Genomic DNA, 26,383 nt, shown 5'->3' with positions numbered 1-26,383 from the left:
TCAGTTTTTAGATTGTTGTCACGCATTAAAATCTTATAGTATATTTTTTAGTAATGAGTAGCACATGCATATCAAACGCATAGAAGGGTTGTAGTATGAATCAAGCAGACTCTAGTTGCATTAAAGAATTAAACACTAATCAACTACAAGATTCAGCTACACTTGCAAAATGCGGCAAAAAAAGCAACTCAACTAGCACAACTGTAGCAATTATAGAAAAAACTTATTCTTGTAAAGACTTCATTTATTTTTGCAAATCTAATGTTGCTGAACTTGCAATAAGCGCGATTTTTTTGATTATTGCATACGGTCAAAAAGCTTTTTCTAACACTTTTTCTATAGACACAGAAGAGATGATCTCTAGATCTAAGGCTCTTTACAATTCTTGGATACGCCTAGAACGCTTCGGCTTGCTGGCTTTTAAGTACGTTACAGGAAGATACTGGTATAACAATTCATTAGCTGGAATCTTAATGATTCTTGCGCTTTTTGCGGCAGCAACAACGTGGGCATATTTGTTTAGCAAAGTGCACAATTTGAGCACAAAATTCCACCCAGCTTTATTTATGATTCCGTTTATAAGCGCTCCTATTCTTGCAGAAATGCTTGGATTCTTGCTTATGGGAGATGACGTAGCTTGTGCGCTAATGTTTGTTAGCATATCGCTTATGTGCACGCATAACGCGTACCAAAATCGTAAAGAACTTAAAACTCTTTCAAAATACGCACTAATGGCTTTTGTTTTTGCAGTTTTTGGTTTCACTATTTATTTGGCAATGACTACTGTTTTTGTTGCTGGAACAGCCATGATTGCGCTAATAGTTAAAGGCAACTATGCGTGCAAATTCAAGAACATAGTAGCGTATGTTTTTACGTATATTTGCGTGTTTATAGCAAGCTACGCATGTTACGCAATTTTGAACAAAATTGTTATAGCTACCAACCACACCTTCACGGATCCGTACATTAAAGAACAAATGCGCTGGGGCAAAGACCCTATATCAACAATCACTCATGCTATACTTTTGCATGCAAAAAATATGTATCTAGGAAGAACAATATTCCATAGCGTATTTATAACAATTGCATTCATTGCTTTAGTGTTATTAACTATTGTTCAAGTGATTCGTAAAAAACTTAACGCTTTTACTATTATTTTTGCTATTGCTATAGCTGCAAGCCCTATAATGATGAGCGTAATACTTGGCACATCTGGAATGGCGCGAACGGAACTAACTTATCCTCTTGCTGGAGCTTTTGCATGCATGTATTTGTTGCATTACATTATGCAGTTTGGCAAAAAGACTTTAACAACGATTATTGCGTGCATTCTTATTGCAATTATTGGATTAAGCCAATCGTTTACAGTAAACCGCTTGTATTATACGGAATACATGACTTACAACCAAGACTATTACATTGCTCAAGATGTTGTTAGAAGAATAGAAGCAATACAAGCAAATCATAAAAATCCGCTTAAAGTAATATTCGTTGGAAATCATGTAGCAGACTACAATCCTAGCGAGTTTAAACCAAATCAACTTGAGCTTATTGGGCGATCAATGTTTGAGATTGGATTCTCAACTCTTCACGGCACATGGGTAAAAAGTGGGTTCATACGCGCAACTACTGGATTTAAGATGGAAACACCTGTATCAGAATCAGCTTATATGAGTGCAGAAGAGGCCACACAAAATCTACCTTCTTGGCCTTCGGATAAATGCACTACTGTTTTAGACAACAAGTACATAATCGTAAAATTCTAAATTACTAACTAAAAATAAAATTGCTCACGCTTTATAAATGACCTAATAAATGAGTATAAAGTGTGAGCAACAAACTGTGAGCAAACTTAGATAAGTGTTTCGATCTCGTAACGTGGGCGATGCTTAGATTCCATGTAAATCTTGCCAATATATTCGCCCACAATGCCGATTGAAAGCATAATCAATCCGCCAATAAACCACATTGAGAACATAATAGAACCCCAGCCTGCAACTGCTTTTCCTTGCAAAACGGAAGCTATTACATAAACGAACACGCCTAATGAAACTAAAATAGACGCAGAGCCAACAAATGTTACAAAACTCAAAGGCTTAGTAGAAAAAGACGTAATGCCATCTATAGCAAACGAAATCATCTTTTTAAGCGGATACTTAGACACGCCAGCTTCGCGCTTGCCTCGCACATACTCAACTTTTGTTGACTTAAAACCAATCGATGGAACTATACCACGCAAGAAAAGATTAACTTCTTTGTATTCCAAAAGAGCCTTCAACGCATTCTTGCCCATAAGTCTATAATCGGCATGATTTGGCACAGTTTCTGCGCCCATCCACTTGAAAACACCGTAAAAAGCTAATGCAGTGTTACGCTTAAACCACGTGTCTGTTTTTCTAGACGAGCGAACGCCATACACAACCTCGTAGCCTTCCACGTATTTTGCAATAAACTCGTCAACAACATTAACATCGTCTTGCAAATCGGCGTCCATAGAAATTGCAGCATCGCAACCAGATTTATATGCTGTAGTTAAGCCAGCAAGCAAAGCATTCTGATGGCCACGATTATGCGCAAGCTTTACTCCGCCAAAAAGCGAAGGATTTGACTTGTGCAAATCGCAAATAATATTCCAAGTTGAATCTTTAGATCCATCGTCAACAAAAAGAATACGGCTTGAATCTGAAATAATCTTATTTTCAATAAGAAAAGTAACTTTGCTTAAAAGAATACTAGAAGTCTGCGGAAGAACAGGCTCCTCATTGTAGCAAGGAAGAACAAAATATATGCATGGACGCTTGCTGTTTTGCAATGTTTCAAGCAATATTAATCCTTTCTAAAAGCCACAATTTAGCATTAAAAATCCAGAAAAGTGACGATTTGCAATAATTATTTTAGAAAATCACTCATAATCTTGGAAATTTTGCTATTATCTCCCCAAACTGCTGGAGAATCGTACGGCCTATCTGGGAATGCGCCATATTCAAGCGAAATATCAAGATTATTCTCACGAATGTAACGCTCAACGCGATCTGCCAGCGAAACAGGCTCCCCCGTGCAGCAATTAATTACGCCATTTACTTTATCTTGCAAAACGGTTGCAGCAATTTGCTTAGCCAAAACATCTACATTAATAAAATCGTACTTGTTCTTGCCAGTAGTAAACGGGAAAGTCTTCTTTCCATCTTGAGCAGCCTGAAGAAGCTTAGAGAAAATAGAGTTTCCACGAGCGTCGTCACCAACAATGTAGTACGCGCGAATCCACTGAACAGTAGCTTCATACTCTTTACCTAAAAGCAAAGTAGCTTCACGCAAAGCATTCTTAGAAATGCCATACATGGAAGCTGGCTTGCAAGGCGTGTTCTCGTCAATAGCGCCCTCCCAGTAGCCAACTTCGTGCATAGAACCCATAACAGCAATCTGCTTTAGACCACCCTGAAGCATAAGTCGAATAAAGCGGTAATGGTTAGATAAATCTTCCATATGAGTGTCTGCAGCATGCTTAAAACCATTACGCCAAGCCATATGCAAGCAAACGTCTGGAGACCCAAGCTTTGTAAATAAATCAGCATCATCGCTAAAAATATTCGCTTCAATACGCGTTGCACGCTCGTCAACGCCGTCAAGACGCAAATCGGACGCAATTACTTGCGCACCAGCATCCAACAACGCTTTAACAACATGACGACCAATATATCCACCAGCACCGGTAACAAGAATTCGCTTACTCATAATTGACAAGTTTAGCAGTGTATAAAAACTTTCAAACATACCAAGCACAGTAAAGCTATAAACAAAAGCAACCTAACACAAAACACGTGCTAGTTATTAGCCCAAATCAATCCCCAAATGTAAACTAGAACGAAGTTGTAAGTGTGCAATACCGCTAAATTCGTAAGAAAGGCAACGATGACAGCAAAGTCTGACGCCATCTATCATCCTGGTAAAAGCAAAGGCCTGATTGACATTCCAAGATACCTTTATTTGCTTGACCTACTTGTAAAAAAAGAAGTGCGTATTCGATACCGTGGCTCTTGGCTGGGCATGGCTTGGACGTATGTGAAGCCGATTACACAATTTATAGTGTTTTACGTAGCAATGGGAATTTTCCTAGGGCTTGGCCGCGGAGGCGGAATTCAAGCCTACCCACTGTACCTTTTTAGCGGAATCATAGTAACGAACTTCTTCGTAGAAGCATTCTCTAATTGCACAAGATCCATACTTTCTAACGCTGGACTGATACAAAAAATCTACCTTCCTAGAGAGCTGTTCCCGCTTGCTTCTTTGCGCGTAGCTCTCGTACACTTCTTCCCACAAGTAATAGTGCTTATAATCGGAGCATTTTGCATGGGATGGATTCCAGATTTCGCAGGCATAATAGTTGCGATAGTCGGATTCGTATCAATATGCACTTTTGCCTTCGGATTAGGATTATTCTTTGGAGCAATTAACGTTTTCTACAGGGATGCAGAAAATATTACAGACTTGGTTGCAATGATTGCAGTGTGGTTAGCTCCATGCTTTTACACTTGGCAAATGGTGGCCATTCACGTTCCAGCGTGGGCACTGGAAGTCTACTACGCGAATCCTATTGCAATATGCGTTGAAGCATTCCACCGCGGTTTCTGGCTAAATGCCACAGATCACACGTTCCAATTTGCGGGTGCATGGTCCTTAAGACTTTGCGAAAGCCTGTTTGTTGCTTTTGCAGTTCTGCTCATTGGCGAAGGAACTTTTAGACATCTTGAAGGCAAGTTCGCCCAGGAAATTTAAGCCGCTTAGGATTAGCGAATTTACTTTTAGGGGTTACGCAGGAGTTACATATGAATAATCTTTCCAACACTCTTCCAGAAGACGTTGTGTTAGACGTTTGCAACGTTAGCAAACGATTTTCGTTACGTGCAAATCATTCAATTAAAGAATCGATAGTAAACTTATTGACACCGCCGTCAAAAAGGCACGCAACGCAAAATTTCACAGCTTTAGACAACGTTAATTTTGCTATTAAACGCGGAGAAACCGTTGGACTCATAGGCATGAATGGTTCTGGAAAGTCAACAATGTTAAAGCTGCTTTCCGGCGTTATGCAACCAGACGAAGGTCAAGTCTGCGTGCGTGGAAGAATCGCAGGATTGATTGAAGTTGGAGCTGGTTTTGCAGCCGACTTAACTGGCCGCGAAAACGTGTATCTTAACGGCGCAATTCTTGGAATGACAAAAGAAGAAATAGACGCTAAATATCAGTCAATAGTAGATTTTAGCGAAATAGAACCTTTTATGGACACGGAAGTAAAGTTCTATTCTTCCGGAATGTTCTTACGATTAGCGTTCTCTGTAGCAGTACACAGCGATCCTGATATCTTCCTAATAGACGAGATTTTAGCCGTTGGAGATGAAGCGTTTCAGCATAAGTGCATAACAAGACTTAAAGAGCAGCAAAAACGCGGACAAACAATGGTTATTGTTTCGCACAGCGAAGATCAAATTAAGCAACTTTGCTCTCGCTGCATTGTGCTTTCACATTCGCACATGATTTACGACGGCGACACAGAACCAGCGTTTAATGTAATGCGCAAAAGCTTAGCGTAAAAATCTTTCCAAGAAAGGCAGATAACAAGATATTATGGAAAATATGACTAACGCTACAAATTTTGAGCCAAAAAACATAATCGTAACCGGCGGATGCGGATTCATAGGATCTAACTTTGTGCACTACGTAGTGAACAATCATCCAGAAACTCATGTAACAGTATTAGACGCACTCACCTACGCCGGAAATATTGAAAATATTGCAGGGTTGCCAGAAGACAGAGTTGATTTTGTGCACGGCAATATTTGCGATGCAGAGCTTTTAGATAAGATCGTTCCAGGACACGATGCAATTGTGCATTATGCTGCAGAATCGCATAATGACAACAGCATTGCAGACCCTGAACCATTCCTTAAAACCAATGTTGAAGGCACTTTTAGACTTCTAGAAGCTGTACGTAAATATGGAATACGCTACCATCACATTTCTACCGATGAAGTATACGGAGACTTAGCGTTAGACGACCCAGCTAAATTCACTGAAGAAACCCCATATCATCCATCCAGCCCATACAGCTCCACAAAAGCAGCTTCAGATATGCTGGTACGCGCATGGACGCGCACTTACGGCTTGCACACAACAATCAGCAACTGCTCAAACAACTACGGACCATACCAGCATGTTGAAAAGTTTATTCCTCGACAAATCACTAACATTCTTGAAGGTATTAGACCAAAATTATACGGTCAAGGCTTAAACGTGCGAGATTGGATTCACACCGAAGATCACAGTAGCGCTGTTTGGACAATACTCACCAAAGGCGAAATAGGTAACACGTATTTGATTGGCGCAAATGGCGAGAAGAATAATATAACAGTTCTACGCATGATTCTTGAAATGATGGGCAAAGATGCAGACGACTTTGATCTTGTAAAAGATCGCCCAGGCCACGATCGCCGTTACGCAATCGACAGCACAAAATTGCAAACGCAGCTTGGATGGAAGCCAAAACACACAGACTTTACAACAGGCTTAGAGCAAACAATCAAATGGTACACGGAAAATCGAGCATGGTGGGAAGGCGCTAAAAGCGCAACCGAAGCGAAATATAAAGCACAAGGACAGTGATACAATCACCCTTATAAGTTTGTGAAGTCTATAAAATTCATAAAAGTCAGCTCTGCTTGCTTTAGTAAACGAATTTAATCACAAATAAAAGAATTTGTAGGATGCTATGGAATTTGAAAAAGAACTAAGCGTTACAAAAACTAACATTCCTGGTCTGCTAGTATTCGACCTTCCGGTACACGGAGATAACCGAGGATGGTTCAAAGAAAACTGGCAACGAGCCAAAATGACTGCTCTAGGATTACCAGACTTTGGACCAGTGCAAAACAACATTTCGTTCAACGAAAAACGCGGAGTAACCAGAGGCATACACGCAGAGCCATGGGATAAATACATTAGCATCGCAACCGGCGAAGTATTCGGAGCATGGGTTGACTTAAGACCAGGAGAAAGCTTCGGACAAGTTTATACAACTACGCTAAACCCAAGCAAAGCAATATACGTCCCTAGAGGCGTAGGCAACAGCTTCCAAGCACTGCAAGACGGCACAGCATACACTTACTTAGTAAATGCACACTGGTCGTTAGAACAAAAGAAAACATACACTTTTGTGAACCTTGCAGACCCAGAATTACACATTAACTGGCCAATACCGCTCGAAGAATCCGAGCGCAGCGAAGCAGACTTACACCATCCAATGCTAAAAGACGCAAAACCAATGGCACCAAAACGCACCCTCATAACGGGATGCAACGGACAACTTGGATGCGCGATCAAAGACTACGCTCAAAAGCATAATTTAGAAGGATTTGAATACGTAGACTTAGATAGTTTCGATATAGCAAATAAATCCGATTACAACAGCTACGACTGGGATTTATACGGCACAATTATTAACACTGCAGCATACACAGCAGTTGATAAAGCAGAAACCCCAGAAGGAAGACGCGCAGCATGGCGCAGCAACGTTACGGGAGTTGCAAATCTTGCAAAAATTGCGCAAGACCACCATATTACGCTAATACATATTTCTAGCGACTACGTTTTCGACGGAAGTGAAGAATACCACAAAGAAACAGAAGAGTTTTCACCTCTCGGCGTATATGGTCAAACAAAAGCCGCTGCCGACGCTCTTGTAGAAAACGTTTCGCAACATTACATTATTCGATCAAGCTGGATTGTTGGCGAAGGACACAATTTTGTAACCAGAATGATTGATTTTGCAAACCACTGCAATAATGGCGAAAACATAAATGTTCAAGCGCCAATAGATCAAGTTGGAAGATTAACTTTTGCCAGCGATTTAGTTGAAGGAATATTCCACCTTCTAAATACGAATGCAGAATACGGAACATATAATCTTACCTGCTCTGGAAAACCTGCATCATGGTATGAGATTGCGGAAAAAATATTCAAATTAGTCGGAGCAAACACAAGCGAAATTGAAGCGAATCATGTAGACGATTATACGAGAATATCTCACGGCTCTCCACGTCCGCATCATTGCTCGCTTGACTTATCAAAAATAGAATCTACTGGTTTTAAGCCAGAAAATTGGGAACAACTACTCGAAACATACGTAAAAAACCATAACGAGTAAAGGACTTATACGAACAATGAAGGGAATTATTCTCGCCGGCGGATCAGGCACACGACTTTACCCTCTTACTACAGTAACCTCAAAGCAGCTGTTACCTGTGTACGATAAGCCAATGGTCTACTACCCTCTTAGCGTGCTTATGATGGCTGGCATTAGGGATATTCTTGTAATTTCCACGCCAAAAGATTTACCAAACTTCGAAAAGTTACTTGGAGACGGTAAACAATTCGGCATCAACTTGTCTTATGAAGTTCAGCCATCCCCAGACGGATTAGCACAAGCGTTTATTATTGGAGAAAAGTTCATAAACGGCGACTCCTGCGCTCTTGTGCTTGGAGATAATATATTCTACGGAAACGGCCTTGGAGGTATTCTAAAGCACGCTGCACGCGTAGAACACGGAGCTACGGTATTCGGATACTATGTTGACGATCCAGAACGCTACGGCGTTGTGGAATTTGACGAGAATCACAAAGCCATCAGCATAGTTGAAAAACCAGAGCACCCTGCATCAAACTACGCTATTACAGGCTTATACTTCTACGATTCAAGAGTAACTGAATTTGCTAAGCAAGTTAAACCTTCCGCACGCGGAGAATTAGAAATAACTGATCTTAACAAAATATATCTTGAAAACGGTTCACTAAACGTAATGACGCTCGGCAGAGGCTACGCGTGGCTAGACACTGGCACAATGGATTCATTGTATGAGGCAGGCGAATTCGTGCGCACTATAGAAAAAGCTCAAGGATTGCCAATTGCTGTTCTTGAAGAAATCGCTTACGAAAATCAGTGGATTGACCGCGAGCAGCTTATGGAATCTGCTGAAAAATATGGTAAAAGCAACTACGGAAAGCATCTAAAGCAGGTTGCCGAAAATCGTATTATTATATCCAAAGATTTATTCACAGATTAGTAAAAAATAAATTAGTAACTTAAATTAATAAAAAGCACTTAATAAAAAGGCCGAGCGGTTTACGCCCGGTCTTTTTACTATATTTACTTAACTTTACTATTTTACATAAAGATTAAGAATCACACTTTGAAAGCGTAAGTCTTAGTATCTTTAAGAGTACCATCGGAAGAATAAGCTTCGAAATGAGTCCAATAGATACCAGGCTTAGGATTCCACAAAGCCCACGGACCTCTAAACTGACTAATCCACTGCTTTGCATTGTAATCGTAAATCTTTATGATCGTATAACCGTTAGGATTGTTGGTAATTGCACCCAAAAGAACGTTTCCACCACGCCATCCAGCGTAAGTACTAGAAACTACAGTATTTCCAACAAAGTCAGAAGTATTGTTGCTTCCACCAGGATTATCTTGTACAGAAGGAGCACTCTTCATAGGGTTATTAACACTGTAATGGAAAGCTATAGTTTTCACAGCTACAGCAGAATTTGTTCCAGCAACACGAACTTCGCAGTGAAGCCAATAATCACCGTTATTAGTCACCCAAGAAGCCCAATTTCCTGGAGTCCAATCAGAAATAGTTTCCCACTGCTTAGTAGTCAAATTGTATGAAAGCCAACGGTATTCCAAATTACTTGCAGCAGTATTTACTACCGAAGCACCAACAGCTATATCACTATCGCGAACAATCCAAGTGAAGTTTACTGCAGGAGTGTTGTACCTTTCGCTAGTAACAGTACCAAATTCAGAAGTACCGTTAATTTCTCCGCCATCAGCCATACCAAAAGCGTTCAAATCTACAGAACCATTAATTCCTGCAACATTCCCGCTGGAAGTGTACTGCCATCCACGCAAAGCGCTCGTAAAATTGTATCCCGTGCGCGAACCGTAGCTAGCAACCCAACTGGTACGATTATGAATGTAATGAGAATTAAGTGGGCCGCGCAAATAGTTAGAGTATGAATACACACCAAGCTTTGTATACCCAGCATAAACAAGCTGATTCCACCATGAAGCAACAATATCCTGATACACGTATGGAGAAGTTGGAGCTTCATGACCAGCCCAAGTCCATTTTTCCAAATCGTAGTAAACAGGATAAGTCAAATCTGATGGGCTAACTCCAGCACCGCGCAAAAGCTTAACCAAGCTCACGCCCTCAGAAGCACCATCTTCTGGCTTTTCAGCGTAAGAATAAAGGTAAATACCAAAAGGAATTCCTAAACGCTTACATTCATTAATGTTGTAAATGGCCTGCTTATCGTAACCATTATCCCAACCGTAGCCAATGCGAATAATAGCGCCGTCTACTCCGGAAGCTTTTACGGCATTCCAATCAATCAAATTCTGATGTTCAGAAACATCAATAACACCTTTAGCGTTTCTTACAAACGGAGTTCCATCAGATTCAAAGAATGTAGGAGTTCCATATTGATCACCCCAATAAACGCCATACTCATTAGCCGAAAGCGAAGTTTGACGAACAACTCCAGAAGGATGAGTTTGCAGAATCGGCTTAAAAGTAGAATTATTAGAACCGACCACATCCGTATTTGGCACAATATCGTCGTGAACGTTTGCTTTATTAACTAAACTTAACTTATTTTGATTGCCATTAACTTCGCTTAGTACAGACGCTACATGCTGCTTAGCAGGTATGAAATTCATACTAAAAGCGGTAGCAACAGAAATAAAACCAGCGAATAATCGCACAATAACCTGTTTCACAAGTCCTCCATATACATGTTTTCAGACTTAAACAACTAACTACCTTAGCAACATGCCACTAATAACATCACCAATAAGAAGGCATATATTAATAAAATTCTTGAAAAATTAACACAAATAACTCAGATAGCGTGTAAAAGTAAGCTAACGTATAAGCAATTTATTTTATAATCACACGAAACAAACGCGATTATTTACACATTTACTAAAAAACTATTTATATACAAGTTTTTTCACTTTAAATTACGACATATGCGCGTTATATAATCTATAAAGTTATTTGTTTTAGCTTTTTATATAAAGTGAGAAAGAGAATGTACGGGAACGATTATTATCAGGATTCACTAGCTAGGCTCGCACAAGATAACGTGCAAAATCCACAAGTGAATATGACGCAACCTATGCCGCAACAACCTATGCCACAACAACAAACGCCGCAGTACCCAATGCAGCAACAAATGACGCAACCTGCTCAACAACCACAGTATCAGCCGGATCCTTATCTTCCAGCACTATACGATCAGTCGTACTCACAACCACAAATGCCGTACGTTTACAACGCTCCTACTTCAAATCCGTCACCTATAGTTGTGCAAAATCAATCGTCAACGCCTTCAACAATATACATACAGCAGCCTGTTATAATACAACAAAACGCACCATATAGCGGTTTTGCAATAGCAGCATTATCTGTCGGCATTGTTGGAGCTATACTTTTTTGGGTTCCATATCTTGATTTAATACTTGGCGCACTTGCTTTAATCTTCGGATGCTGCGGCATGTATGTAACAAACAACCACAAAAAGCGCGGACTTGGAATGGGTGTAGCAGGATTGATTCTAGGCATAATCACGCTAGCCATAGGAATTTATATTCAGATGGTCATAGTTAACGCATACAATCAGTACAATCAGTACAGAAATTCATACGGTTATTCTGGCTACTACAATCCTTCGTACAATTCTTACAACGGATATAGCGGATACAACGGATATAACAATTACTCTAATTCCAGTGATTCTTCGAATAATGATTACAGTTCGAGTAGTGACAGTTCGAGTAGTGACAACTATAGTAGCGATGATTCAAGCAGTTCATCAGACGACACGTCTAATGATTATTCAAATGACTCGTCGAGCACTTACGACAATGACGACTGATACAAATAAGCATAATTATCAGCCAAATAAAAACTGGAAATACTTGTAAAGCTAGCAACGGCGACACTGGCAATACCGTAAATACTGGCAATAACGGCAAAAACAAAACGGAAGGTTACTATTACTATGTTCTGCGAAAATTGTGGGAAAAGAATTGCTGACATAAGTAAATTTTGTGCTTTTTGTGGAACTAAAGTAGCATCACCAAATTATGCAGATAATATACAGCAAAATGCAGAAAATGCTGCACAAAATAGGCAAGAAATCCTAGAACCAGACGAAATTTTAGAGCCAGGTGAAATTCCCAGCCAACCAAAAATCAACCAACAAAACAGCACATTCAATGCTCAACCTAACATTGCACAGCATATGTTCCAAACGAACATTCCACAAAAGCAACATACGATGAGCAGAAGTAAACGAATTGCAATAACAATAACGAGCACAATAGCAGCAATTGCCGTAATAGCATCCGGAGCAATATGGTACTTCATAACTGACCATCCAATTAATGTTCCAAAAGCCTACGCAGGAGAGCCTATATCACGCGTAGTAAAAGAAATAAAAAAACAAGGTGCGCAAGTAAAAATCATAGACGAATTTAGTGGCAAAAAAGCAGGAACCTTCCTACGCTACATAAACACAAAATCTGGAGATAAAATCTCATCCCACATACCAGTAGTAATCGCAAAATCAAAAGGGCCAGGAATACCAGAAAAAGGCGTAGTTGGCGAATCACTAAAGAAAGCCGAAAAAATCGTCAAATCAATGGGATTGCCAGTAGAAGTTAACAGAGTAATTTCTGACGACCCAGGCAAAATTATTGCATCAAGCCCTATGCCTGGATACGCAGTCACAAAAAACGACATAATACACCTAGCAGTTGGAACGTACGGCGACGGCATACCTATTAACTTGTTCGGAGAAAATAAAAACAAAGCATACGATAAGCTTGTAAGCAGAGGATACAACGTAACATTGCATCCAAAATTCTCATCACGAAGAATGCTAGGGAAAATAGTAGGTTCTAACCCATCGTTAGGAAGTCCAGTAACAAAAGGCGAAGTAACACTCTACTATGGCGTTGATGCATCACAAACAAAATCAGTATTCACAAACAAAGATGAATTTGGCACAAACGCAAAAATGGATCCACAATCTGTTCAAGGAACATGGTGCACAAAATTAGGAGATTGCGTCAAATTTGAATCTTATGATTCAGATCGAAGCAGAGATCCAAACTACACGGACGATTTATTATTACTGTCAACTGATAAACACTACTCAGCTAACACTGACGAAAACTTCTACAATTCGCTTGACTTGTGCAATGCAACACATGATCCAACAAACTGTGGAGCATCAAAAGACAGGCCTTCAGAAAACCCTATGAAAAACCATCTGCTTTTTGGTAACACAGGAGCCGTAGAAATATACAGGGGTCACGGAGCGCCTTACTGCGGAAGTGAACGCGTAGATGATTCAGTAGCATTCGCATGCGTAAATGGAAAAGTGATTGACGAATTCGAGTTACCGGAAAGTATGAAGCAGTATGGAAATCCAGAAAAAATACCGGGCTTTGCAAAAGGATCAAGCTTTAAGATGAGCGACTTCTTCGTATTAGTGCCAGTTAACACAAGATTCGATGATCTTATAAAATCCGGATATTTCGCAGGAAAAGGCGAAATAAAACCAGATTTAGACAGGCCGTTTATATTAAAACGCGATCCTAAATTATACAAAGAGACGGAAGCGAAAGCAGACAACATGGAATGGTCTGTGCAATCAAATCCGTTCGTACCAACAGTCAACCACAGGCCGGTACCATTTGCTCCAGCCCCGGATGATAGAAACGTTTACTATCTTATGGAAGAACCATTTGACTGGACTACGCTTCCTGGAGATATGCTGCAGTAAGAGACTGTGGCGAGTATATGCAGTAAGGGTATGCAGTAAGGCTCAGTTAGGAATTCAAAACTCAGTATAAAAACAAAAAGAGTGAGTAAAATTTCTAACTTTTACACCATTGATGCACTACTCTGTTATACAATTGCAATGTTTATACTCTGCGAAGAGCATTTACAAGATTGTTTAGCGAGCGAGCAAGCAATAGGGTATACATCGTAGCTCAAGCTGGCACCGCTCTTAATCCATGGAGGAAGAAAATGGAAGAAAACAACCAGCAAGACTACAATCAGTCTGTTCCACAAGCACAACCTGTACAACCAAATTACTCTGCGCAGCCTGTTCCACAGGCACAGCCACAAATGCCACAGATGCCACAGATGCCGTATGGTCAGAATCAAATGTATGCAAAGAAACCTGTAAACGGTCTCGCAATAGCAGCTATGGTTATTGGAATTGTAGGTATATTCTTCTTCTCAATTATTCTCGGACCTTTAGCTATAGTCTTAGCAGCATTCGCACTTCGTAATGGCAACGAAAAATCAGGACGAGGAATGGCAATAGCTGGATTGGTTCTCGGAATTATTGATACTGTGCTTGCTGTTATTCTTTTAATTCTTGCTCAAGCCGCAATTAATAGCTTGAAAAGCACGCTTGTTTACGGTAGTTTCGTAGTTTTCACTACTCTATTTGCGTAGTAGAACTTAAATTTTCGAAATATACTGAAATGTAAAAACTATACTGAAATATAGAAAAACTAAAAGGGCAAGTACGTAAAGTACCTGCCCTTTTTTGAAACCTAAAATATTAAGCGGAATATCATGCATATCCACTTAAGAATCAAGTGGAGCGGACGACGGGAATCGGACCCGCGTAATCAGTTTGGAAGACTGAGACTCTACCATTGAGCTACGTCCGCAATCAATCACTGACTCACACGAAACATTCATGCGCAAACAGCAACTTGTTCAAGTATACAGATACCAATGACATCAGGCAAGACACAAAACTTACTAATTAAAATTTTTGATTAAAAGCTCAAGTATTACTACTGCAGAGGCAATAGCCGTTTCGTCAGCTAAACGCCCATCGTGAGTGAGAGAAACATGCCAACGCACTACAGAATCTTTAGCAGAAAATTTCACAAGCGATTTTGTAAGCTTCTCTTCCACACTTGCACTAAGTTGTACACTTGGGCAACCATGCGAATCGTCAATAATCTCAATCTCATTCCAAGGCGTGTTGTCTAATGTGTAAGGATATTCTCCGCCACAAGCGCTTAAAGCCTCCGACCAGGCCTTTATTACAGCTTCTTTACCAGCCCAACGAGCGGCCACATGCAAAGACTCATCATCATTTTTCGCCTCAGCGCGCAAAGCACACTGACGAAGCTCACGAGTAGAAAAAAGCTTACGCCAGCCTGTAGTATCGCGCATCTGCTGAGCAAACTGCTGCACGCAAACAATATCATGCCCGAGTCCTGCAATCATGTACACCTCTTTTTAAACTGCGTACTATTACTATAACTAAGCATACCTAAGTAAAAAGTAAAGGCGGATGCACAAAACACCCGCTTTCTTAAGTACATTTTCAATTATTGCTAAATAACTACACAATTACATAAATTATTATTACAAAATTACTTTATGCAAATTTAATAGTTATAAGAACGAGAATAGCCACTCAAATTATTTACAGTATTAACAACAGCATTAATCTTGCTCACCACAGTAATTTGAATATACGCAGCAATAACAAGTGTTATAATTCCAAGAACTAATCCTGCAATAGCCATACCATGACCACGCTTAGCACCTGGAACATCAACCTTGGTGTTACGCATTGCAACAACACCAAAAATAACAGCCAAAATGCCCATAACCCACCAAATAATGGTGAAGAAAGGTACCCAAGCAAATATAACACCAAGAATTCCAAGAACTAATCCTGCAACAGCTAAGCCAGAAACTGTAGATTGCTGAGCATACATTGGTTGCTGCATATATGGTTGCTGCATATATGGTTGCTGAGCGTAATTCTGCTGTGCGTAAGGCTGTTGAGTGTAAGGTTGCTGAGCAGGCTGAGCATAATTCTGCTGAGGTTGCTGAGCATATTGCTGCTGAGCATATTGTTGCTGTTGGACTGGCTGAGCGTAAGGCTGCTGAGCCGGCTGAGCCTGAGGAACCTGTTGGTTATTTTCGTCCATTTTCCCTCCATCTGCAAAAGCAATATAAGTAATGCAATAACATGCACTATTAACGCAACAGTATGCACTATTAATGCAATAAAATCTATGTAACTTATAACGCTTTTCAAATAATTTCGATTGTCAAACAATAAGACAAACACTGCGATTATACAACATGTATGAGTCATGCAAAAATTGAGTAAGTAAGTGAGTAAGTAAGTAGGCAGGTAAGTAAGTAGGCAGGTAGGTAGGCAAACAAGAAAACAAGAAAACAAGCGCTAGTAAATAAAGCAAATGGGGGCACTAACGACGGTTTTTATGCACATTTTGTTTTTTCACCAAATCTCCCGATGAAATCGACAAAATGCAAGACGAAACTGTCGAAAACACCAAACCATTTGGTGAAATAAACAAAATGCAAGACGAAACTGTCGAAAACACCAAACCATCTGGTGAAATCGACAAAACGCGATCCAAGAATCACAAATAGCATCGCAAACCGAAGATTTCGCAATCTCCGCACTTCGTACACCACATTCTCCGTCAGCATACCAAAACAAAAGAGGCACTAACGCATTTTCGCAATACGTTAGTGCCCTATTTGCCTTTTGCACTCGCTAGTTTTAGATCGCTTACGAACGATTAGAGTGCTTTGGACAAGCTACAAACCACAACAGTCGTAAGCAGCTCAGCAGTAATAGCCGTTAGCGTTAAGACGAGCTTCAGGATTAAGCAGCATCGCCTTTTCTGCCTCGTGGCCGTCATAGCGAGTGCCGTCCGGAAGACGAGTACCATCCTTGAGCAAGTGGCGATTATCCACAGGCTCGAATAGCGCCACATGACCCATCATGCCTTCCTCAAGCCTCCTCTGTCCTGCAGCTAAGCGAGCGTTTGCTTTAGCGCGCCACTCCTCCAGCGCCTCAGAACCAGCGGTAGCAGCCACAGCCGCCTCAAACGCACCCGGATGAACCAAGGCTACAAATCCGCTAACGTGACCAAAGCCCAGCGAAGTTGCGAGCGCAGCCTTCACTACGCCAGAGCCAGATCCGCCAACAATGCGCATCGGCTCACGCAACCAAACCATGTGATCGTCGCGCGCAAGCTTAGGATCCACGCAATCAAGCGACGCATTTGCCGGAATTACGCCACTTCTAAACAGCTGCGTCAAACCGTTGATTTGGAAGATGCACGCGCCACCCTTTGCGTGACCGGTTAGCGTCTTTTGGCTGATTACGAACAGCGGATTTCCGTCCGTACGTCCGATTGCGTGCGCAAGAGTATTGTGCAACTCGGATTCGTTCGGATCGTTTGCGTTCGTGGAAGTATCGTGCTTAGAAACCACTGCAATATCGTCTGGTGTAACGCCGAGAGCTGCCAAATCGCGCACGAGCTTAGACTTAGCTCCACCCATTCCTGCAGCCAAAGCACCCAAGCCTGGAGCAGGAATAGAAGTATGGATGCCGTCAGCGTAGGAGTGAATAAACCCAACTACGCCAGCAACAGGCAAACCGAGCTTAAGCGCAATATCTCCGCGCGTAACCAAAATCGTACCGCCGCCTTGCGCTTCAAGGAAGCCTCCGCGTCTGCGATCGTTTGCGCGAGAGAAGAATCGAGGATTTATACCCTTCGCGTACATTTCTTCGCTATTGGCAGTTGCGTTCATATTGCCGAAGCCGACCACGGATTCCACGCCGATATCGTCAATTGCGCCGGTTACTACGAAGTCAGCTTTGCCGAGCGCAATCTTATCAACGCCTTCTTCGAGCGAAACTGCTGCAGTTGCGCATGCCGACACAGGCTGAACCATGTTTCCGTAACCGCCGATGTAAGTTTGCATTACGTGCGCTGCCACCACGTTTGGTAGCGCTTCTTGCAGCACGTCGGTTGGGATTTCGTGGTTAAGGAAGCGATCCAAGTATAGGTTTCGCATTGAGCTCATACCGCCAAAACCGGTTCCTTGCGTGGAAGCAACCAGCGACGGATGCACGGCTTGCAAAATTTCCGAAGGCGTGAAACCGGCGGAAATGTAAGCGTCCACTGTTGCGACGATATTCCACAACGCAATCGTGTCAACACTTCCAACCATTGAAGCTGGAATTCCCCACTTGAGCGGGTCGAAGCCCTTAGGGAATTGTCCGCCGACGGTTCTGGTCATCGCAGCCCTGCGTGGCACGCGAATCATGGAACCTGCCTTGCGCGTAACTGTCCATTCGCCAGATTCTGCATCGCGAGCAATTGCAGTATGCGCTTCGTCGAGTGCCACGTATTCGCGCGCAATCGTTTCTGTTGGTACGCTGAAGCTTACGTCGTGGTCGAGGAATATTTCTGCTTCTTCTTCGTTCGCTCCGTCCTTGTAGTCGCCGCCCATTCCGGTTTCGAATGGTCGAATACCGGAACGTGCTACTACTTCGTCGCGATATTTCTCTGCAATATCTTCTTCTGGAACAAGCGTGCCTTCAGCATCGTACCAGCCTGGCTTTGGCGAGTCTTGCCAAGTAAGCAAGCCCATATTCCAAGCCAATTCCAGCACAGCTCCTGCAGAAAGATCTACGGAACCGTCTTCCTTAATTCCAAGCTCTGCTTCGAAACGAGTACGTCCAGAACCCCATGGTCCAAGCTCGCCGACTGAGACGATTACGATTTCGTCTTCAGGACGCGCTGTTACGTTCTTCCAATCAGACAAGTTGACTTGTGGCTGAGTTGGTGCGTAAGGGGTAGGAAGAGCCTTGCTAGTTAACTTTACAGAAGATTCGACAGTTCCTTCCGCAGCAGATTGTGAAGCAGATTCCGCAGATTTTGCTGCTTCTTCCGCACGCTTCTGATCTTCCAGCGCTTCTGCACGAAGAGCGTTCAAATCGAGAGGCTCCTTGCCTAATCCGCCTGTAAAATCTACGTCCAGAGGAGCGATTGCAGCCTGCTTACGCGACTCTTTTGTGCACAACTCAAGCAAACGATCAGCCATTTCTTGCGTAGAGTATGTAGTTAATCCATGACGCTCAACTACGGCAACCAACGGATCATTACCGCCCATTAAGCCAGTTCCACGCACCCAGCCAATCTTAGGATGAGCGAATGTAACGCGATCCGACCACACACTTTCTGCATGCGCACGATTCACAATCGCATCGAAAGCACTCTTGACTTCGCCGTAAGCACCGTCGCCGCCGAACATACCGCGGTTTGGAGATCCAGGTAGCACAACGTGCATACGATGTTGCACATCCGTGTCTGCTCCAATTTGCGCAAATCCAGCAATTGCGCGCTCTACACCCCATAGCATAAGTCTTGATTGCGATTCAAAAAGCGAACCGGAATCAGCCAAAGTACCGTGAACTGGTGGAGCTGCGAACGGGAAGAACATACTAGGCTCGTAAGCAGGCTTCAAAATAGTAGTAGTTGCGCCACTGACTTTCTTTGAAACCGTTCCAACCCACTTTACAAGCGCGTCAACATCGCGGTAGCTAGACAAGTTTGCTGGCACAAGCCACAACTTTGCGCCCATTTGAGCGTTCTCGCGATAAGCTTTCTTTGCCCAAGACTTAACACTCGGCTTGAAACTGTGCGAAGTTGCAATAACTGTAGCACCGCCTTTAAGCAAGCCTGTTACTACGCGAGCAGCGATTGAATTAGGAGCAACTCCAGTAACAACCGCAACTTCTCCTGCAAAACGAGTTGCTTCAGCAAAATCAGCCGCATCAGATTCGTGCGATTTTGCAATTTTGGTGCGCGCATCACGAGCAATAGCAGAAAGAACAGTAGATAGATTGCTTAATTTGCGCGAATCAGCAAGACCAGCAAACCATTCAGCTTCTGAAGCTACTGCTTCCCCAGCACCAAGGAAACTACCAAAATCATTTAAGATTTCAGAAACTTCAGTTATCTGAATATCAACATTCTTTCCAGCATACTTGTAGTACAAGCGAGCAACGTCTTCGCGAGCAGAAGCCCAACGATCGTCGAAAAGAATCGCCTTACGCTCATCAAATCGAGGAGCAACCTGCTTTGGCCAATCAGAACCAAGCTCAGCTTCAACAGCAGCCACAACAGCCGCGTTTTCGTCGCTCTCAGTTTCTGCTTGAGGCGCCTCAACACCAAGCTTTGCTAACACAAACTTAGCTGTTGCAGCAAGTACACCATCCGCGCCAACAACCTGCTCAGCAAAAGCGTCAAGAGCTGCGGAATCAACAACAGCACCGCCCGCGCCGCCGGCAGCACCAGGCTGAGAAACGCTAACGCTGTGAGCTTGTGCAACTTGAGCGATTGCAGCGTCAATTAACGCATCCGCAGCAGCAGTATTCTTTGCTGGTTCAGTTGAAATTTGCGCAAGATTTTCGCCACGCACGCTAGCACCTTCACGCGTTTGCAAAACCAAAGCCGCAAGCACATGAGCACGCCAACCCTCACCTAACTGCCAAACTTCCAAAATACGCTTGTCGATTTGCGATGGCTTCACGCCTGCCGCACCGAAAAGCGCACGCAAACGTTCGCGCACAATATCGGAAAGCACAGCGCCAAATGCTTTATAGCGCGGAGCAACAGAATCAACTAGCTTACGAAGAGCACTCATTGGAGCTTCTGCCGCACCGTCCACACTTGCTACACCAAGCTCGGAACTAATATCCATAAGAAGCTGGTTTCTGCGTGAAGATACGCCGTTCGTAAGTGTATCCGTTGTGTCGGTATCACCAATTTGATCGAGGCGAATTTTTGCACTATAAGCAATAAGCATTGAAATTGCGTCAGATGCTTTGAATGGCAGATCTGCTACAGGCCCGCTTGCTGCAGGAGCAGAAGGAGCAGCAGTTGCGGCAGGTGCTGCAGTTGCGGCAGGTGCTGCAGTTGCGGCAGGTGCTGCAGACGGTACAGAAGCGGCAGGAGCAGCTTCAGTAGTGCTATCTTCCTCATCAAATACTTCTGGCACAAGCGAATCAGTGTCCGTCATATAGACGCGACCTTCATCTCGACCAACGTTATAAACGGTCACCTTTTCGCCACTAAACTGCGGCAAAGCGAGAGTTTTAGCACCAAGATTTGCCAAAGTTGGAGCGTTTCCTAAACCAACTTCCACGTATTCTTCAACACCAAGACCGCCGCGAGCGCGATCCGCAAACATAAGAGCCTGCGTCTCAATCCAACGAACTGGAGAAGCAAACTGCCAGGAAAGAAGTTCCGTAAGAAGCAGTCTACCAAGCTTTTGCTCATCATCTGCGTAAGATTTCCAAGTTGCCTCGTCTTCCAAAGCAGCTTCAATACGCTCGGATGGAACAACATCCAAAATCTTCTGCGCAAACTCGCGAGTAAGCTCAAACGGGCATGCTACAAGGTTTGGAATATAACGATCTACAAGAACCGAGTAGTCAATATACTCTGGCAGCAGAGAGTCAAGCTTATCGCGGAATTCCGGCACGCCTTTACGAAGAATGCGAGAATGGAACGGTACGTCAATTCCAGGAACAAACATGAACGGCGGTTTACCACCATATTCTTTTGCTCGCTTAGAAGCGTCGGCTTGCAAAGCTTTCAAGCCCTTAATAGTTCCAGCAATCGCATACTGCTGACCAGCCAAATTGTAGTTTACAATTTGCAAGAATTCGCCAGTAGCTTTAGCAATGCTATCAACGTAAGCGTTAACACCTTCATCATCCACACCGAACTGGTTTGGACGAAGTGCGCCCATGCGATAGTTTGAGCGACCTTGTGCATCTCGATCAATCAAATGATGCATTGTAGATCCGCGATGGAACACTAATTCGAGCACAGTTTCGAGTGGAATAATCTGAGCGAAGGAGCTCAAAGCATTGTACTCACCAAGCGAGTGACCGGCAAAGTATGCTGGCCAAATATCGCATCCGGCTTCACGCAGACGAGCTGTTTGCGCAAAAGCAACTGTTGCGAGCGCAACTTGCGTAAACTGCGTCAAATTCAGCAATCCTTCAGGATGACGGTAAGTTACGCCGTGAGCTGTAAGTTCCTTAGGATTATCTCGCACGACTGCGAGTATTGAGAATCCAAGCTTTTCGCGAGTAAGCTTGTCTGCTCTTTCCCAAGTGTCACGTACTGCAGGCGATTTTGCTCGCTCATCCAGCGACATTCCTTGCTTTTGAATACCCTGACCTGGGTATACGAAGGCTGCTCGTGGAGCGCGAGTAAGTGCGCTTGCTTTAGATACGATTTGTCCGTTAACTCGGCACGTAACTTCCAAAGCGAGTCCGCCGCGGCGAACTTTACCAACGCGTTCAACCGTAATTTCTACTTCATCATCAAGCTGAACCATGCCATACATGTTGTAAGACCAGCCGATTAACTCATAGCGAGCGCCCTTTTCATCAACTGCTTGAGCTACATGTTGAGCTGTTGCGGAAAGCCACATTCCGTGCACAAGTGGCGCAGAAAGACCGGAAATCGCAGCTCCCCTAGCAGAAGTGTGAATTGGGTTGAAATCTCCAGAAGTGCGTGCGAAAGCCGTCATATCGTGAGGAGCGCGAACTACTACTCTGCGCAAAGCGCGACGAGGAGTGTCTTCAATTTCGTATCCGTGCAATCCTGCCGCATCACCGTACTCTTTAGCTGGTACAGGAAGTGCCGAACTAAAGCTGCGTCCGCGAATAGCGAAACGTTCTGTTTCGTGAGCCAAACGGGTTCCATCTGCCGCAGTATGCACTACGTGAATTGTTACAACTCGTCCGGAAGCAGATTCTGCGTAAGGTTCTGCCCAGCCGAGTAAATTAATTCGCTTATCAACATACTTGCGGAGATCTTCAACATCAACGTCAAACTCAATTAGATGATCCAAATGAACGGCGTTAAGAAGACCCTCAATAATCGGGTATCCGTCAACCATTACAGAGCCTAAAGCAGAGTAAATAGTTGGCCAAGCAGGACCAACTAGCGCGTCTGGCACAATGCGAGAAGCAAGAAGTCCGTCTGGGAGTCTTCCAGCAGTAGCTGACTCGTGATCTATTCCAAGATTGCGAGAGAAAGTATAAGACGAGTGAACTAATCCAAATGGGAAATCTTTATAACCTTCTTCCAGCAAATCTTCCGGCAACTTCGCTATACTGCCATCTTCTTTTAGCGTCTCAACCTTAGGCATAGCATCAAGAACATCACCTGTAATCGCAGTATTTCCAATACCAGCGGTTGCTGCAAGCATATTGTAAACATGCTTTGGTAAGCGTTCGCGGTCGACTACTGGTATGCTTCCTGCTCGAGTTGCGTCAACTGTAAGCGGAATAACAATATCTCGTACAGCGTGCTTGCGTTTTTGAGATACTGCAGCGTTTTTGGCTGCGTGTTGCGCTTCTTGATTTTCTTGAGAATCCCAGAAAGTATCGAGTTTTATGTCCAAATCTAGGGAAATTAAGTCAGCATCTGTAGAAGTTACGTTAATAACGTAATTCTTATCGCCAATTTCAGTTCCGTAAGCTGGGTTTGTAGTTACGTGACCAACCCACGAAATATTAGGGCATGAACGAACGTAAGCTTCAACGTTTTTAGCTGCAGAAATCTGACTAAATGCAGCTTTTGTAACGCTACTTTCAGATTTATTTTCAGACTTACTCTCTGCTTTATTTTCTGCTTCTGCACGATTTAGCATAGCTGCTTCAAAACGGCCTAGAATATCCGCAATCGGCTCATCCATAGTAGTGATACCGGCCACAGAAATAGGGCCAGGTATTACGCGCACAGCATCAGCCGAATAGCGCGAATCTTCCGACTGCCAAAGCTGATCCTGACCCCACCAGCGCAACAAATCGTTGTCAATAACTGGCACGAATGGCATTGGCTTAGGGTATTCGCGCACCAAAGTTGGGAACCAAGCAGCATCCATTGGCACAACGTTAAGTTCACGAGCTTGAGGCAAAGCTTCAAGTAAAGCATCCAAGGCAGCTTGAGGATGTTCGCCAACTTGCGCACGAGTTGGCAAAATCGACGTAAACTCACCAGAATCTTGGCTCACTAAACGAGCTTCAATACGCTGCAGTAAGTGCATGTAGCGATCTGCATAAGTAGGATCTACCCACGGGTATGCCAAATCAAGGAAACGCTGAGCAAACTGAGCGTAAGTCATGCTTTCCAAGTCACCGAAATACGGTTTTGCAGTAGCATTAAGTGCTGCAATTACTTCGTCTCGGCGAGTTTCAAGCTCTTCAGGATGCTTCATCATGTGTACAAGCAGGCGGCCGCAGCGTGCAGAAGCGTTTTCAAGCTCATAAATATCCGCATGCAAATGACTTAAGCCGCTAGTTACACCACCAACAACTTTTCCAGAAGGCACCCAGCGTTCACCTAATGGCGCAAACGGATCTTCATCAAAACCTTCTACACTTGAAGCCTTAGGCATAACAATTCCTGGCGTTTCAACCAGCATGCGTTTTACTTCAGGACTTGTATGAGCCTCCTTTGCTGTCATTGCAGCCGTGCCAATCATCACAGCATCAACAGGCATATTTGGCAAACCATACTCGCGCGCCCATTCGCCGGAAATGTAGTCTGCAGCACGCTCAGGTGTACCAATACCGCCACCTGCAACAAGCACCAAATTATCACAATCGCGAACTTGTGCGTAAGTTGTCATAAGAAGATCGTCAAGAGACTCCCACGAATGGTGACCACCAGCGGCGCCGCCTTCAACCTGCACGATAATCATTGCAGGAGAAACAGCCTTAGCGATTCGCACAACTTGACGAATCTGATCAACTGTTCCAGGCTTAAACGTTACGTAAGGGAAGCCATCAGACTGTAAAGAAGCCACTAATTCTTTAGCTTCATCAAGTTCTGGGATTCCGGCAGAAATAACTACGCCATCAATTGGAGCACCAGACTGTCGCTTTTTTGGTACGATTCTCTTCGAACCAAACTGCAAATTCCACAAGTATCGATCCATAAACATGGCGTTAAATTCAACCGTTGCGCCTTCTCGAAGCTGAGAGCAAAGAGACTTCATATGACGGTCGAAAACTTCAGAAGTTACCTGACCACCTCCAGCAAGCTCAGCCCAATATCCAGCGTTCGCTGCAGCAGCAACTATTTCCGGCTCCACTGTGGTTGGAGTCATGCCAGCAAGAAGAACCGGCGCTTTTCCAGTAAGTTTGCTGAATTTTGTAAGAACTTTGCGTCCTGCAGGAGTGTCGATTACGCGAGGCGCAAAATCATTCCAGCAGCCTGTTCGAGTAGGCTCTAAGTCCATTGTGGAAAGCTCTGCACGATTGCGAACAGTTGCAGCTTCTACTACACCAGCACCTGTACCTTGCACCAGCACGCCAGTAAGTTTTCCAAGCACTTCGCTAGGTCCCATATCCATAATCCAAAGCGAACGCGCATCGTTTTGATCCAAAACTTCGCTAATTTGAGCAGACCAATCAACAGGCTTCACAAGCACAGCATTAGCTAATTCGCGAGCAAGAACTGTATTTAATCCAGCTTCTCGCGCCCAAGATTCCACCTGATCAACAGCAGTTTCAAGCATTGGCGAATGGAACGGTACTGTAACATCTAAATATTCAGCAACAGGAGCAAACACAGCACCGCCGCGCACCTTCATTTTGCGCAATTTTTGCGAGCGTTGTGCTTCTTTCTGAGCTTCGTTATCAACAGCTTCCATATCTTCTGGATAGCCTGCAATAACTACGTGATTATAAGCGTTTTTAACCGCAATTGACACTTCGCCACGAGTGCGTTCTACGCGAGAAATCAAAGCTTTTGCTTGCTTTTGCGTTACGCCTTTAAGCGAGAGCATTGGCGTACGTTCGCCGTCTCCCGTGATTTCAAGCATTCTGGATTCACGATCCCCAGCTGCGCCAATAAGATAAGCGATTGCAAGCAGTTCTTCTATTTGCGCACGAGCCTTCTGCCAAGATTTAGCTTTTATGCGCGCTTTTACCATTTCCGCTGCGATTACTCCCTGCGAGTGCCCCAATACTGCGCAAGGTTTGTTTACTTCAAAGTTGTAGCCAAGATTGGTTAAATCGCGCACTGCTCCTAGCTGAGCTAAAGTAATTCCCGGCACGCTAAAAAGCGCGTTTGCAGCGTTAATATGCTTATTTTCCAAAGCATCGAAAACGTTTACGTCTCCTCCTGCGTTTGCTAAAAGCTCAGCATATATTGGCGAGAGTAACGTTTTCGCGTTAGCTTCGTACTCGTGAAGTTCCGCGTTTAATTCTTCATCTGAACTAAGTTCACGTAAAGCTTCAACCCATGGAGTTGATTGGCCTGCAAACACAAGCGCGTGTGGATCATAAGCGAGGCGGTCGAAAAAGTATGTCGTCATGATGTTTCCTTCTCGTTGAT

The 26,383-nt window shown here is 43.4% G+C and carries 17 protein-coding genes and 1 tRNA gene; 10 read left to right on the top strand and 8 right to left on the bottom strand.

Features of this window, described 5'->3' with window-relative positions; translation table 11 throughout:
• The first annotated feature begins 95 nt into the window (after window positions 1-95).
• Entirely contained in the window at window positions 96-1,766 is a 1,671-nt protein-coding gene (locus ACPFYS_RS04735; protein WP_427876299.1) for a glucosyltransferase domain-containing protein, read from the top strand.
• 86 nt (window positions 1,767-1,852) lie between these two features.
• Here ACPFYS_RS04735 and ACPFYS_RS04730 read toward each other — a convergent pair whose 3' ends face one another.
• Window positions 1,853-2,824, bottom strand: a complete 972-nt coding sequence (locus ACPFYS_RS04730; RefSeq protein WP_427876297.1) for a glycosyltransferase family 2 protein — start codon at window positions 2,822-2,824, stop codon at window positions 1,853-1,855.
• A 65-nt stretch (window positions 2,825-2,889) separates the two neighbouring features.
• Window positions 2,890-3,732 carry an NAD-dependent epimerase/dehydratase family protein gene (locus ACPFYS_RS04725; protein WP_427876296.1) on the bottom strand — a complete coding sequence of 281 codons (843 nt, stop codon included), beginning with the start codon at window positions 3,730-3,732 and terminating at the stop codon, window positions 2,890-2,892.
• Between the two features lie 177 nt (window positions 3,733-3,909).
• Here ACPFYS_RS04725 and ACPFYS_RS04720 point away from each other — a divergent pair, with 177 nt between their 5' ends.
• The 5 genes from ACPFYS_RS04720 to rfbA all read left to right on the top strand — a co-directional run bounded on the left by ACPFYS_RS04720 (window position 3,910) and on the right by rfbA (window position 9,113).
• Entirely contained in the window at window positions 3,910-4,773 is an 864-nt protein-coding gene (locus ACPFYS_RS04720) for an ABC transporter permease (protein ID WP_427876294.1), read from the top strand.
• A 50-nt stretch (window positions 4,774-4,823) separates the two neighbouring features.
• Window positions 4,824-5,588, top strand: a complete 765-nt coding sequence (locus ACPFYS_RS04715; protein ID WP_427876292.1) for an ABC transporter ATP-binding protein — start codon at window positions 4,824-4,826, stop codon at window positions 5,586-5,588.
• 34 nt (window positions 5,589-5,622) lie between these two features.
• The gene (gene rfbB, locus ACPFYS_RS04710; protein WP_427876290.1) at window positions 5,623-6,657 is read left to right on the top strand and encodes a dTDP-glucose 4,6-dehydratase; all 1,035 of its coding nucleotides are present in this window, start codon (window positions 5,623-5,625) and stop codon (window positions 6,655-6,657) included.
• Window positions 6,658-6,763: 106 nt separating this feature from the next.
• Window positions 6,764-8,197, top strand: coding sequence for a sugar nucleotide-binding protein (locus tag ACPFYS_RS04705; protein WP_427876288.1), 1,434 nt, complete (start codon window positions 6,764-6,766; stop codon window positions 8,195-8,197).
• A gap of 16 nt (window positions 8,198-8,213) precedes the next feature.
• Window positions 8,214-9,113, top strand: a complete 900-nt coding sequence (gene rfbA, locus ACPFYS_RS04700; protein WP_427876286.1) for a glucose-1-phosphate thymidylyltransferase RfbA — start codon at window positions 8,214-8,216, stop codon at window positions 9,111-9,113.
• A gap of 119 nt (window positions 9,114-9,232) precedes the next feature.
• Here rfbA and ACPFYS_RS04695 read toward each other — a convergent pair whose 3' ends face one another.
• The gene (locus ACPFYS_RS04695) at window positions 9,233-10,780 is read right to left on the bottom strand and encodes a glycoside hydrolase family 25 protein (RefSeq protein ID WP_427877661.1); all 1,548 of its coding nucleotides are present in this window, start codon (window positions 10,778-10,780) and stop codon (window positions 9,233-9,235) included.
• A 362-nt stretch (window positions 10,781-11,142) separates the two neighbouring features.
• Between ACPFYS_RS04695 and ACPFYS_RS04690 the strand changes: the two genes are divergently transcribed.
• From ACPFYS_RS04690 to ACPFYS_RS04680, 3 genes are all read left to right on the top strand, one after another.
• Window positions 11,143-12,000 (top strand): DUF4190 domain-containing protein, encoded by an 858-nt coding sequence (locus ACPFYS_RS04690; protein WP_427876284.1) that lies wholly within the window; start codon window positions 11,143-11,145, stop codon window positions 11,998-12,000.
• Window positions 12,001-12,126: 126 nt separating this feature from the next.
• A complete protein-coding gene (locus tag ACPFYS_RS04685) occupies window positions 12,127-13,917 on the top strand; it encodes a PASTA domain-containing protein (protein WP_427876282.1) in 1,791 nt (596 codons plus the stop codon).
• Window positions 13,918-14,165: 248 nt separating this feature from the next.
• The gene (locus tag ACPFYS_RS04680) at window positions 14,166-14,603 is read left to right on the top strand and encodes a DUF4190 domain-containing protein (protein ID WP_427876280.1); all 438 of its coding nucleotides are present in this window, start codon (window positions 14,166-14,168) and stop codon (window positions 14,601-14,603) included.
• Window positions 14,604-14,750: 147 nt separating this feature from the next.
• Here the strand turns inward: ACPFYS_RS04680 and ACPFYS_RS04675 are convergent.
• From ACPFYS_RS04675 to ACPFYS_RS04665, 3 genes are all read right to left on the bottom strand, one after another.
• Window positions 14,751-14,824: transfer RNA gene (locus ACPFYS_RS04675), tRNA-Gly, on the bottom strand.
• Window positions 14,825-14,918: 94 nt separating this feature from the next.
• Window positions 14,919-15,395 (bottom strand): holo-ACP synthase, encoded by a 477-nt coding sequence (locus tag ACPFYS_RS04670; RefSeq protein ID WP_427876278.1) that lies wholly within the window; start codon window positions 15,393-15,395, stop codon window positions 14,919-14,921.
• A gap of 164 nt (window positions 15,396-15,559) precedes the next feature.
• Window positions 15,560-15,922: a DUF4190 domain-containing protein gene (locus ACPFYS_RS04665; protein ID WP_427876276.1), complete on the bottom strand. Its 363-nt coding sequence runs from the start codon at window positions 15,920-15,922 to the stop codon at window positions 15,560-15,562.
• Between ACPFYS_RS04665 and ACPFYS_RS04660 the strand changes: the two genes are divergently transcribed.
• The gene (locus tag ACPFYS_RS04660) at window positions 15,910-16,143 is read left to right on the top strand and encodes a hypothetical protein (RefSeq protein WP_427876274.1); all 234 of its coding nucleotides are present in this window, start codon (window positions 15,910-15,912) and stop codon (window positions 16,141-16,143) included. The two genes, ACPFYS_RS04665 and ACPFYS_RS04660, sit on opposite strands and share 13 nt — an antisense overlap.
• A 253-nt stretch (window positions 16,144-16,396) precedes the next feature.
• Here the strand turns inward: ACPFYS_RS04660 and ACPFYS_RS04655 are convergent, their stop codons facing one another.
• Window positions 16,397-16,570, bottom strand: coding sequence for a hypothetical protein (locus tag ACPFYS_RS04655; RefSeq protein WP_427876273.1), 174 nt, complete (start codon window positions 16,568-16,570; stop codon window positions 16,397-16,399).
• A 211-nt stretch (window positions 16,571-16,781) separates the two neighbouring features.
• Window positions 16,782-26,363 (bottom strand): fatty acid synthase subunit beta domain-containing protein, encoded by a 9,582-nt coding sequence (locus ACPFYS_RS04650; RefSeq protein WP_427876271.1) that lies wholly within the window; start codon window positions 26,361-26,363, stop codon window positions 16,782-16,784.
• Between the last annotated feature and the right edge of the window lie 20 nt (window positions 26,364-26,383).

The organism is Gardnerella sp. 2492 (genome assembly GCF_050320365.1).
In the GTDB taxonomy this organism is placed as follows: Bacteria; Actinomycetota; Actinomycetes; order Actinomycetales; family Bifidobacteriaceae; genus Bifidobacterium.
Note: the sequence above shows the minus strand (reverse complement) of the source record. Positions and strands in the feature narration are given on the sequence as shown.